This window comes from Novosphingobium sp., from assembly GCF_032093395.1.
Taxonomy (GTDB): domain Bacteria; phylum Pseudomonadota; class Alphaproteobacteria; order Sphingomonadales; family Sphingomonadaceae; genus Novosphingobium.
Map to the genome: position 1 here is coordinate 1 of NZ_DAMDBA010000114.1, position 11,743 is coordinate 11,743.

The window sequence follows — 11,743 nt, forward strand, 5'->3', positions numbered from 1 at the left end:
CGTTTTCTCGCGGCGGCAGCGCCTTCGCTTTGACTTGAACCCAATTTTCCACGCTGATCGGCACGGTACATGATCTCATTCTTCCGCAACGTCCTGAGTTCCAAGATCGGCGCCGGCATTGCCCTGGCGGTGCTGGTGCTCATCACGCTGGCCTTCGTGGGCGGCGATCTCACTGGCCTGCGCGATTCCGGGGGCATCGCCAGCGGCAACTCCGTCGCCACCGTCGGCAAGGACGAGGTCGAGGAGAACGAACTCGCGCTCGCGGCCAAGTCTGCGCTGTCACGCGTTCAAGCTCAGGATCCCGCGATGACCATGAAGGTGCTCATCGCGCAGGGCGGGCTGGAACAGGTGCTGGACGAACTGATCGACCGCACCGCCACCGCGTTTTTCGGCAAGAAGATCGGTGTCGTCGCCGGCGACCGCCTCATCGATAGCGAGATCGCGCGCATACCGGCCTTCCAGGGGGTCGACGGCAAGTTCGACCAGGCAACCTTCCGCCAGATTCTGGGTCAGCAGGGTCTTTCGGAAAAGTCGCTTCGCGAAGACATCGCCCAGGGCTTGATCGCACAGCAGCTGATGCTGCCGGCGCAGTTCGGCACCACGATGTCCAGCTTCGCCGCCAAGCGCTATGCCGCACTGCTGGACGAAAACCGCTCCGGCACGGTCGTAGCCCTTCCCTCGCAGGCGTTTTTCCCGGCGAATGCCCCTTCCGACGCGGAACTTCAGGCTTTTTACAAGAGCCACACGAACGCGTTCATCCGCCCGGAGCGCCGCGTGATCCGTTACGCCACCTTCGGCGAGGATGCCGTTAAGGACATCGCCGCCCCCACCGACGCAGAGATCGCCAAGCGCTACCAGACCGACAAGGCGCTCTACGCCGCGCAGGACAATCGCAAGGTATCGCAGCTCATCGTTCCTACAGAAGCGGCAGCCAAGGCCGTCGCGGCGGAAGTCGCCGGCGGCAAGTCGCTGGAAGTCGCGGCCAAGGAAAAGGGGCTCTCGGTGGCAAAGCTGGAGTTCTTCAGCAAGGACCAGCTTTCCAGCCAGTTCTCACCAGCGCTGGCCGATGCCGTTTTCGCCGCACCGGTAGGCAAGCTCACCGCACCGCAGAAGAGCGCGCTGGGCTGGCATCTGATCCGTGTCGAGGAAGAGCAGAAGAAGCCTGAGCGTTCGCTTGCCGACGCCCGGGAAGAAATCGTCGCCAAACTGGCCGTCGAAAAGAAGAACACCGCCTTCACCGACCTTCTCGCCAAGATCGAGGATGAGTTCGGCAACGGCGCCAGCCTGGTCGAAGTGGCCAAGTCGCTCGGCGCGACGGTTCAGACGACGGCTCCGATAACGGCCAACGGCGTGGTTTACGGCAAGCCCGGCGAAACCGCTCCCGCGCTGTTGCAGTCGGTGCTGAAGACGGCGTTCGGCATGGACCAGGAAAAGCCGCAGTCCGCGCAAGTTACGCAGGAAGGCAACCCCGTTTCCGCCGAGCGCAACTTCGTCCTCTATGACGTCACCCAGATCACGCCTTCGGCTCCCGCTCCGCTCAAGGAAATCGTCGAGGACGTGAAGACCGCCTGGCAGCTCGACAAGGGTGGTGCTGCCGCAAAGGCGGCGGCGATGCAGATCCAGGCACAGGTCCGCAAGGGCAAGAGCCTGGAGCAGGCCGTAGCCGCAACCGGCAAGACGCTGCCGCCGGCCGAGCAGGTCTCGATGTCGCGCGCCACGCTGACTGCGGCGCTCCGCTCGGGTCGCCAGGTGCCCCCGCCGGTTTCGCTGATGTTCCACATGGCCAAGGGCACGGTGAAGGTTCAGGCCGCCGGGCAGAACCGTGGATGGTTCGTGGTCCTGCTCAAGGATGTGGTGCCGGGCAAGGTCGAGTCGGCCCAGCTTGTGGAAGGTACCCAGCGCGAACTCGGTGGCCAGCTTGGCCAGGCCTACACCGATGCCCTGGGCAAGGCGATCCGCAAGGAAGTGGGCGTCACCAAGCACGAAAAGGCCATCAAGGCCGTACGTGATCAACTCGTCGGCACCGCCGGCACGGAATAAGCGACAGCAATGAAGACCGGGGTCATGGAACGCGAATCGGATCGCCTTGCGGCATTGGCGCAGCTCTCCGAGGGCAAGCCGGCGCTGCTCTGGCGAAAGCTCGTCGCGGATACCGAGACCCCGGTCGCCGTCGCGCTCAAGCTCTTCGAGGAAGGGCGCGGCGATTTCCTGCTCGAATCGGTCGAGGGCGGCGAGACGCGCGGGCGCTACAGCCTGATCGGCCTCGATCCCGACCTGGTGTTTCGCGCCGAAGGTCACGGCTGCGAGATCAACCGCGACTGGCAGACCGACCGGGAAGCCTTCTCGCCGCTGGCGGGCGACACCCTGGCGGAACTGCGCGCCCTGGTCGAAAGCTGCCGCTTCGACGTGCCGCCCCAGTTGCCGCCCGCCCTCGCCTGCCTGGTCGGCTACTTCGGCTACGAGACCATCGGCCTTGTGGAGAAACTTCCGCGCGCGCCGCAAAGCACGCTCGCCCTGCCCGACATGCTGTTCGTGCGCCCCTCGCTGATCCTCGTGTTCGATCGGCTGAGCGACGAACTGTTCTGCGTGGCGCCGCTCTGGCCCGAGGCGGGAGCGGCGGAACGGCTTGTGGAACAGGCAGAGGAGCGAATCGAGGAGGCCCTGCGCAAGCTCGCGGCGCCCGCCCCGGCAGCACCCGCAGCAACCGAGATCGCCGAGCCGGTTCAGATTCCGGCGATGACTGCGGCGGAATACCAATCCATGGTTCTTCGCGCCAAGGACTATATCGAGGCCGGAGACATCTTCCAGGTCGTGCTGGCTCAGCGCTTCACCTGCGAATTCCCGCTGCCGCCGCTGGCGCTCTATCGGTCCCTGCGCCGCGTCAATCCGTCGCCATTCCTCTACTTCCTGGACATGCCGGGCTTCGCGCTGATCGGTTCCAGCCCCGAAATACTGGTCCGCGTCCGCGAAGGCGAAGTCACGATCCGGCCGATCGCCGGAACGCGCCCGCGCGGCAAGACCGCCTCGGAGGACAAGGCCAACGAAGTCAGCCTGCTTGCCGACCCCAAGGAACGGGCCGAGCATCTCATGCTGCTCGACCTCGGGCGCAACGATGTGGGCCGTGTCGCCGCTGCGGGCACCGTCGAGGTGACCGACAGTTACACGATCGAACGGTACAGCCACGTCATGCACATCGTGTCGAACGTGGTCGGCCAGCTCGACACGGCGAAGCATGACGCGATCGACGCGGTCTTCGCCGGCTTCCCGGCCGGCACGGTTTCCGGCGCTCCCAAGGTCCGCGCCTGCGAGGTCATCGCCGAACTGGAGCCCGAGACGCGCGGCGCCTATGCCGGGGGCGTGGGTTATTTCGCGCCGGACGGTTCCGTCGATTCCTGCATCGTTCTGCGCACCGGTGTGCTTAAAGACGGCATCCTCCACGTCCAGGCCGGCGCCGGGATCGTGGCCGACAGCGATCCTGCCTATGAACAGCGCGAATGCGAGGCCAAGTCCGGCGCGCTGTTCGCCGCCGCCCGCGAAGCCGTGCGCGTCGCCGGGGAGCCGGGCTTCGGACAATGAAGCGGGCCGCCGCCGCGGCCTCGCTGTTTCTGCCCGCCGCGGCGGCGCTGTTCCTCGCCGCCTGCTCGTCGGGCGATGCGAAGCAGGAAGCAGCCGCGCCGCGGCCGCCCGCCTGCAACGGCGCGACGTTCGAAGACGCCTCCTTCACCCATTGCCTGGCGGATCCCGCCCGCCATACCATTCACATGGTCCTCGGCCCATCGGGCAAGCCGCCCTATCGCAGCCTGTCGCAGCTGGCCGTAGACCGGCCGGGCAAGAACCATGCGGTCGCCTTCGCCATGAACGGGGGCATGTTCGATCAGGACGGGCAACCTATCGGCTATTACGTCGAAAACGGCGTTCGCGGGCACAAGCTCAACACCAACGAAGGCCGGGGTAACTTCCATCTCCAGCCAAACGGCGTCTTCTACGGCGATGCGGCCGGAAAATGGTCCGTGCGGACGACTACATCGTTCGCGAAGACGGTTTCCAACCGACCCGACTTCGGAACCCAATCGGGACCGATGCTGGTGATCGACGGCAAGCTTCATCCGAAGATCGACCCCGATGGCGAATCGAAAAAGCTCCGCAACGGCGTGGGCGTCGATCGCCAGGGCCGCGCGCATTTCGTCATTTCGGACGAGCCGGTATCCTTCGGCAAGCTCGCACGCTATTTTCGAGATGCCCTGAATTGCCCCAATGCGCTGTTCCTCGACGGCAGCGTATCGTCGCTCTGGGATCCGGAGCACGGGCGGGTGGATGGCGGACCACCGCTCGGCCCCTTGATCGTCGTCGAGAAAGCGGCGAAAGGCACAAGATGATCCTCGTCATCGACAACTACGACAGCTTCACCTGGAACCTGGTCCATTACGTGATGGAATTGGGCGCGGAAGTGGAGGTCGTCCGCAACGACGCAATAACTGCGGCCCAGGCCATTGCAAGCGGTGCCCAAGGCTTTCTCCTGTCGCCGGGGCCTTGCACGCCGAACGAGGCTGGTATCAGTCTCGACCTCGTCGCCGCGGCCGCCAAGGCCGGAAAGCCCTTGCTCGGGGTATGCCTCGGGCATCAGTCGATCGGGCAGTATTTCGGCGGGAAGGTCGTTCGCGGCGGGTTGATGCACGGCAAGACATCCCCGGTCACGCATGACGACACGGGCGTGTTCGCAGGCATCCCCTCGCCCTTCACGGCAACCCGCTATCACTCGCTGATCGTCGAGGATATTCCGGATGTCCTGAAGGTTAACGCGCGCTCCGACGATGGCCATGTAATGGGGTTCCGCCACGCCGAACTGCCCATCCACGGCGTGCAGTTCCATCCCGAAAGCATCGCCACCGAACATGGCCACGCCATGCTGGCGAACTTCCTCAAGGTTTGCGGCATCGACGCAAGGCTGCCCGGCAGGATCGCGGCATGACGGTTCGCACCACCCTTCCCGATCCGCTTCATCCGATCGAAGAATCCGAAGCCGAGCATGCCTTCGGCCTGATCCTCGACGGCAAGGTCGAGGACGAGACGATCGTCCGGTTTCTGATCGCGCTGACCGAGCGCGGCGAGACCGCCAGCGAGATTGCGGGTGCCGCGCGGGCCATGCGCACCCGGATGATCCCGATCGCCGCTCCCGCTAATGCCATCGATGTCTGCGGCACCGGGGGAGACGGCCATCACACGCTGAACGTATCAACGGCGGTTTCGCTGGTGGTTGCGGCCTGCGGCGTTCCTGTCGCCAAGCATGGTAACCGTGCCGCCAGTTCCAAGGCGGGTGCGGCCGATACGCTGGAAGCCCTCGGCCTCAATCTCGATCGAGCCGCCGAAACCGCCGAAGAGACGTTGGGCGATCTCGGCATCTGCTTCCTCTTCGCGGCGCGCCATCATCCGGCGATGGGCAAGATCATGCCGCTCCGCAAGGCGATCGGCCGGCGTACGATCTTCAATCTCATGGGCCCGCTGGCCAATCCCGCCAATGTCACCCGCCAACTTGTGGGCATTGCCCGCCCCGCCTATGTGCCGATCTATGCCGAAGCGCTGATGCACCTGGGCAGCGATCACTCCTTTGTCATTTCGGGCGACGAGGGGCTGGACGAGTTGAGTCTGGCGGGCGGCAACGAAGTGGCCGAGATCAAAAGCGGCGAACTTTCCATGCGCCGTGTCTCGCCGGAGGATGCAGGGCTTCCTGTCTCCCCGGTCGGCGCGATCCGCGGCGGCGACGCAGCCTATAATGCCGAAGCTCTACGCCGCCTGCTGCTGGGCGAGCATGGACCCTATCGGGATGCGGTCCTTCTCAACGCTGCCGGGGCGCTGATCGTCGCCGGCGAAGTCGAGACCTGGCGCGAAGGCGTGGAGGAAGCCGCCGAGGCTATCGACAAGGGCCTTGCGAATGCCCTGCTCAATTGCTGGATTTCCGCGCTTCGGCCCTGAGCCGCCGCGCCTTCGAGGTACCCATGTCCGACAAGCTCACTGAAATCTGCGATACCAAGCGCGTCGAAGTGCAAACCCGCAAAGGGTTCGCCACTATCGAAGATCTCGACGCACGCGCGACGGAACAGAGCGCCCCGCGGGGTTTCGAAGCCGCGCTGCGACGCAAAGCCGTATCCGGGTTTGCGCTCATTGCGGAAATCAAGAAAGCATCTCCTTCCAAAGGTTTGATTAGGGCCGATTTCAGGCCCGCCGAACACGCGATTGCTTACGAGCGCGGCGGAGCGGCATGTCTGTCCGTGCTGACGGACGCCATCTATTTCCAGGGCCACGAGGATTTCCTTGTCGATGCCCGCGCGGCCTGCTCGCTGCCGGTGATCCGCAAGGATTTCATGGTGGACCCCTGGCAGGTGGCCGAATCCCGTTCGATGGGCGCCGATGCGATCCTGATCATCGTTGCCGCCCTGGACGACGTGCTCATGGCGGAGATCGAGGCGGCTGCCCTGGAGCGCGGGATGGACTGCCTCGTCGAAGTTCACAACGAGGCCGAAATGGAACGCGCTGGCCGGTTGAAATCCCGCCTGATCGGCGTCAACAACCGAGACCTGAAGCGCTTCGTGACCGACATCGGAACGACGGAACGGCTTGCTCCGCTTGCCCCGCCGGGAACCCTTCTTGTCAGCGAGAGCGGCATCAACGGCCACCAGGATCTCGAACGCCTCTCTGCCTGTGGGGCTCGCACGTTCCTGGTAGGTGAAAGCCTGATGCGCGAAACGGACGTCGAAGCGGCAACCCGGCGGCTGCTTTCCGGAAGCTGAGCTTCCTTTCCTGCCTGTCCGGTCGCTGGTTCCAGGGGTTTACATGAGCAAGTCTCTCACGCACATCGACGCTGAAGGAACCGCACGGATGGTGGATGTCGGCGCGAAACAGGAAACGCGCCGTGTCGCCGTCGCATCGGGGCGGATCACCATGGCCGCCTCGGCGCTCGCCGCCATCCGCGCTGGAGACGCACCGAAAGGCGATGTCCTGGGGACTGCACGCATTGCTGGAATCATAGCGGCCAAGAAGACTTCCGAGCTTGTCCCGATGTGCCATCCGCTCCTTATCGACGCCGTCAACGTCGATTTCACTTTCGAGGAAGCAGCGATAGAGGCCAGGGCCACGGTTTCGCTCACCGGCAGGACGGGCGTTGAAATGGAAGCGATTACAGCTACTTCCATTGCCCTTCTGACAATTTACGACATGGCCAAGGCGCTCGACAAGGCCATGGTCATCGGCGAGATCCGCCTGATCGAAAAGCTCGGCGGCAAATCCGGGCACTGGAAGGCCGAGGATCTGTCGCGATGACGCCGCCGATGCTTCTCGAGGAAGCGCAGGCGAGGCTCATCGCCCTTGTCGAACCTCTCCCTATCGAACACGTCGATGTCGAAAGCGCTGCCGGTCGTTATCTTGCAGCGCCGCTTCTCGCCCGACGCTGCCAGCCCATGGCGGATATGTCCGCGATGGACGGTTATGCCGTAAGCCCGGGGGATCTTGCCGGCCCCTGGAAAGTGATCGGGGAAAGCGCCGCTGGCCATCCTTTCGCAGGCACGATCGCCAGGGGACAGGCGGTGCGTATCTCGACCGGAGCCTTGCTCCCCGCAGGTGCCGGCGCCGTGATAGTTCAGGAAGACCTGACCCGCGAAGGAGACGACCTCACCCTCACCGGCGACGCCCCCTCGCCGGGGAACAAGCATATTCGTGCCAAGGGCCTGGACTTCCAGAACGGCGCCCCTCTGCTCGCCGCAGGATCTTTGTTGGGACCGGCACAGATCGGGCTCGCGATCGCCTCGGGCCATCGTCACTTGCCAATTCGACGGTTGCCCCGACTTGCCGTGATCGACAGCGGCGACGAACTTTCGGCCGATCCGGAAGCTTGCGGGGATCATCAGATTCCCGCCAGCAACGGCGCTATGCTTGCGGCGCTCGCACGCAGCGTTCCGGTAGACGCAAAGCGAAATGGACCGATCCCCGACGATATCGACGCCATCGTGGCCGCTTTTTCATCGGCTCAGGATGCCGATGTCATCGTCACCAGTGGCGGAGCTTCGGTTGGCGACCACGATCTCCTTCGTCCCGCGCTGAAAGCCTGGGGCGCCGATATCGATTTCTGGCGCGTGGCGATCAAGCCGGGCAAGCCGCTGCTCGTCGCAACCCGCAGACAAGGCGCCCGCAAGCAGATCGTCATCGGCTTGCCGGGCAACCCGGTTTCCAGCCTCGTAACGGCCTACCTCTTCGTGCTTCCGGTGCTGCGCGCGCTTTCTGGCGCGTCCGGAGCGCTTGCCAGGCCGATTACGGCCCGGCTATCGCAGCCGCTCCAACCCGGCAGTGCGCGTCGTGAGTTCGTGAGGGGCTGTTGGGACGGAGAGACGGTGCACGCTCTATCGCTCCAGGATAGCGGAGCCCTGTCGTCGCTCGCAGCCAGCAACGTGCTAATCGATCGCCCAGCGCAGGCCGCGTGCGCGGAAGTGGGGGACACGGTTCAGATGTTCTTGCTCCAAAATGGCGGTATTGCTTGACGATACCCTGTTCGTTGCATAATTGTTCCCTCAATGTTCACGAATGCGATACTTGAACGGCCGCCGGCCTGACAAGGCTGTTCGTCGGACGGGATTGGGCCAAGTGCCGCAGAACACATGAGGCTAAGCAGATGTTGACGCGCAAGCAGCACGAGTTGCTCCGGTTCATCCAGGTCCGGCTTGAGGAAAGCGGCATTTCCCCCAGTTTCGAGGAAATGAAGGAAGCTCTCGATCTCAAGTCCAAGTCGGGTGTTCACCGGCTGATCTCGGCGCTTGAAGAGCGGGGATTCATCCGCCGCCTTCCCAACCGCGCCAGAGCGCTCGAAGTGCTTCGCCAGCCTGAAGATGCAACGAGCAAGCCGGCCAAGCCGGCGTCCGCCAAGGAGATAACGTCTCGCGCACCGGCGATTGGCCGTCCGGCGAACGACGTCATAGAAATCCCCCTCCACGGCCGCATCGCAGCCGGTGTTCCCATCGAGGCGCTGGAAGGGCAGTCCTCGCTACCGGTACCCGCTGCACTTCTGGGTTCTGGCGACCATTACGCCCTCGAAGTGTCGGGGGATTCGATGGTGGAAGCGGGAATTCTGGATGGAGATTTTGCGCTGGTGAAGCGCACCACTACCGCACGGGACGGCGAGATCGTGGTCGCGCTTATACGTGGGGAAGAAGCTACGCTGAAGTACCTGCGGCGGGAAGACGGAATGGTTCGGCTTGACCCGGCAAATGCGGCCTATGAACCTCAGATCTACGGGCCGGACGAAGTCGAGGTTCAAGGCAAGCTCGCGGGTTTGCTGCGCCGGTATCACTGATCGGCAGGAGGGGGGACTGAACGTCCTCCCTGCCTGTCCGATATAGCCACCTCAGCTAGCGTTGCACATGCTGGAGCACGCCATTACGCCACCAGCCATGGTCGCCCTGCGTCTCGGCTACTGATGTCAATCGACGGTTTTTCAAGTCAATCGTGATGCCTCCCGTACGGTCCAGCATTCGTCTATCGATCTTTAGCCATTTGGGACGGCATGTAGTGGGCAAGCGGCGGTGCGCGATGACGATATCCGATCGCGCGCAAGCCTCTGCCAAGGCATCTTCCGGTACGGGCAGATTCCCTCTGGCGATCAGAAGATGGCGTGTGGAATAGCCGTCCTTCAGCGCCACTTTACAAAAATCTTCGTTGCACTTGGGCTGGGAGGTCGGTCGCATCAATTCCGGAGCATCCAGGGCGCCGGCTGCCTCCATGATGTTGTCCAAGGCATAGTCGCTCGAACTGTCGCGTAAGGTAACAAGGCGTTCGCTGGCGGGATCGATCCATGCCACGTGATGGCCGTCGCCAGAAATCATGACGTCCGGCGCCTGGATCATCATCAGCCCAAGGTATCCGGCCGCTATTGCTGCCAATCCCCAGAGACGTGCAGAGCTTTGAACCAGACAAAGCCACAGCCCTCCGACCACGAATAGCATAAAATGCCATTCTCCCATGCGCGGCAGCACCTTTACAGCACCCGGCTGCGCGGCGACCCATCGGGCAATCTCCAGCAATGCATCCACCGCATGGTGTGCCAGCCACCAGATCGGCGCCCCAAAACCCACGACATCTAATGCCAGCGCCAACGCGACCAGGGGCATGACGACCAGAGTCGTCAGAGGAATCGCCAGAAGGTTCGCAAAAGCTCCGTAGAACCCCGCGCGATGGAAATGGTACATCCCGATCGGCATCAGCGCCGCCTCGATGGCGATACCCATGACAAGCATGAGTGCGAAACTGCGGAGCGTCTTGGCTGAAATCGCTTCATCTCGCGGTGCCAGCCATTGCTTGATCGGTGCGGAGTCGCTCAGCGCCACCAGGACCATCACAGCAGCGAAGCTCATCTGAAAACTGGGGCCGATTACCGACTCGGGCCAGATCAGCAGAACAAGGAAGGCCGCTGCCGCCAGCAAGCGCATCGATAGGGCTTGGCGCCCCAAAGCCAGTGCCGCCAGCACCAGCAACGCGCTCAGGCAGGATCGTACGGTCGGCACCTGCGAGCCGCTAAGCAGCGTATAGCCTATGCCCGCAAGCGCGCCCATCACCGCTGCGAGGATCGGAAGCCGTACTCTCAAGGCGATCGCGGGAAACAGGGCCAAAGAACGCAGCACCAGGAAATATATGCACCCGATCGCCGCGCTGACGTGAAGCCCGCTGATCGACAGCAGGTGCGCGAGGCCCGCGTCGCGCATCGCTTGCGCATCGTCCTTGCCGATCGCGCCCATGTCTCCCGTGGTTAACGCCGCGGCGATACCACCCGCGGAGCCGGGAAGTTGCCGGTTGATGTGCTTCGAAAGCGCCAGGCGCTGTCGCGCAATCCAGTCGCCGCCGGCACCCTGAGCCAGAACCTCAATCGGTGAGTTGATCCTTCCCGTTGCCGAAAATCCCGAAAACCATGCTGATCGTGCGAAGTCATAGCCGCCGGGAAACATAGCCGATGCCGGAGGCGAAAGCCTGCCACGGAAGCGAATGAGCGTGCCGCTCGTAACACGATCGCCCACCCATGAAGCAGGAACGTTCATCCGAACTTTGATCGCACGACGGCTTTCCGGATAACGCAACGCCAGCACCAGGCGGACGCGCTCCAAGGCCGGTTGCTCTTCCCGCTCCAATACGCGTGCTGTAAATAGGCCTGCGACAGGCCGAGAGATTGCGGCTTGTCCGATGATTTCCGATCGAGTCCAGATCGTCAGACAACCCGCCAGCACCATGAGCGAGAGTGCGAAAATCGCCCTTCCGATATAGGGGAAACGAGAAAGCTCATTCTGCCGGCTTCGTGAAAAAACCGCAATCAAGACGCATACTACGCAAACGCCTGCCCAGACTTCTGCTTGAGCCAAGGAAAACCACGCAATTATGCCGGTTCCGAAGGCAACTGTCAGCCACGGCGCCCGCGCGAAACCGCTGTTGGAAAGAAAACACTCGACACCGGCCAAACTCCTCGACAAGTGGCTCTGGCTGATCCATGGGCGATGCTGCAATGCAGCGCCTCCGGTTATAGCCGGGGGCTCGAAATCGACCATCGTGGCGGCGTTGCTGACCATGGTGAGCATAGGACAGGAAGGTTTTTACAATGGCAAGCGGCAGTGCATCGGGCGAAGCGGCGGCAGGCAAGACCGTTGTAACGCGCTTTGCCCCCTCGCCCACGGGATATCTCCACATCGGTGGGGCTCGTACCGCACTCTTCAACTGGCTG

General features: G+C 63.3%; 11 protein-coding genes. 10 read left to right on the forward strand and 1 reads right to left on the reverse strand.

Annotated elements, in window-relative coordinates; genetic code table 11:
• The first annotated feature begins 69 nt into the window (after positions 1 to 69).
• The 9 genes from RT424_RS22640 (at position 70) to lexA (ending at position 9,334) form a co-directional block, all read left to right on the forward strand.
• A complete protein-coding gene (locus RT424_RS22640; protein ID WP_313442842.1) occupies positions 70 to 2,040 on the forward strand; it encodes a SurA N-terminal domain-containing protein in 1,971 nt (656 codons plus the stop codon).
• Between the two features lie 24 nt (positions 2,041 to 2,064).
• Positions 2,065 to 3,576 carry an anthranilate synthase component I gene (gene trpE, locus RT424_RS22645; protein WP_313442844.1) on the forward strand — a complete coding sequence of 504 codons (1,512 nt, stop codon included), beginning with the start codon at positions 2,065 to 2,067 and terminating at the stop codon, positions 3,574 to 3,576.
• Positions 3,573 to 4,376, forward strand: a complete 804-nt coding sequence (locus RT424_RS22650) for a phosphodiester glycosidase family protein (protein ID WP_313442846.1) — start codon at positions 3,573 to 3,575, stop codon at positions 4,374 to 4,376. Before trpE ends, RT424_RS22650 begins: the two co-directional genes overlap by 4 nt.
• Positions 4,373 to 4,969 (forward strand): aminodeoxychorismate/anthranilate synthase component II, encoded by a 597-nt coding sequence (locus RT424_RS22655; protein WP_313442848.1) that lies wholly within the window; start codon positions 4,373 to 4,375, stop codon positions 4,967 to 4,969. Before RT424_RS22650 ends, RT424_RS22655 begins: the two co-directional genes overlap by 4 nt.
• A complete protein-coding gene (trpD, locus tag RT424_RS22660) occupies positions 4,966 to 5,970 on the forward strand; it encodes an anthranilate phosphoribosyltransferase (protein ID WP_313442850.1) in 1,005 nt (334 codons plus the stop codon). Before RT424_RS22655 ends, trpD begins: the two co-directional genes overlap by 4 nt.
• 23 nt (positions 5,971 to 5,993) lie before the next feature.
• Complete coding sequence (trpC, locus tag RT424_RS22665) at positions 5,994 to 6,785, forward strand: indole-3-glycerol phosphate synthase TrpC (RefSeq protein WP_313442861.1); 792 nt, start codon at positions 5,994 to 5,996, stop codon at positions 6,783 to 6,785.
• A gap of 43 nt (positions 6,786 to 6,828) precedes the next feature.
• On the forward strand, positions 6,829 to 7,314 hold the full coding sequence (moaC, locus tag RT424_RS22670; protein ID WP_313442852.1) for a cyclic pyranopterin monophosphate synthase MoaC: 486 nt from the start codon (positions 6,829 to 6,831) through the stop codon (positions 7,312 to 7,314).
• Positions 7,311 to 8,525, forward strand: coding sequence for a molybdopterin molybdotransferase MoeA (locus tag RT424_RS22675; RefSeq protein ID WP_313442854.1), 1,215 nt, complete (start codon positions 7,311 to 7,313; stop codon positions 8,523 to 8,525). The genes moaC and RT424_RS22675 overlap by 4 nt, the downstream gene beginning before the upstream one ends.
• Positions 8,526 to 8,656: 131 nt before the next feature.
• Positions 8,657 to 9,334, forward strand: a complete 678-nt coding sequence (gene lexA / locus RT424_RS22680; protein ID WP_313442857.1) for a transcriptional repressor LexA — start codon at positions 8,657 to 8,659, stop codon at positions 9,332 to 9,334.
• Positions 9,335 to 9,389: 55 nt separating this feature from the next.
• Here lexA and RT424_RS22685 read toward each other — a convergent pair whose 3' ends face one another.
• A complete protein-coding gene (locus tag RT424_RS22685) occupies positions 9,390 to 11,591 on the reverse strand; it encodes a ComEC/Rec2 family competence protein (RefSeq protein ID WP_313442859.1) in 2,202 nt (733 codons plus the stop codon).
• Positions 11,592 to 11,620: 29 nt separating this feature from the next.
• On the opposite strand from RT424_RS22685, the gene RT424_RS22690 reads away from it, so the two are divergent.
• A partial coding sequence (locus tag RT424_RS22690; protein WP_313442864.1) for a glutamate--tRNA ligase family protein occupies positions 11,621 to 11,743 on the forward strand: 123 nt, incomplete at its 3' end.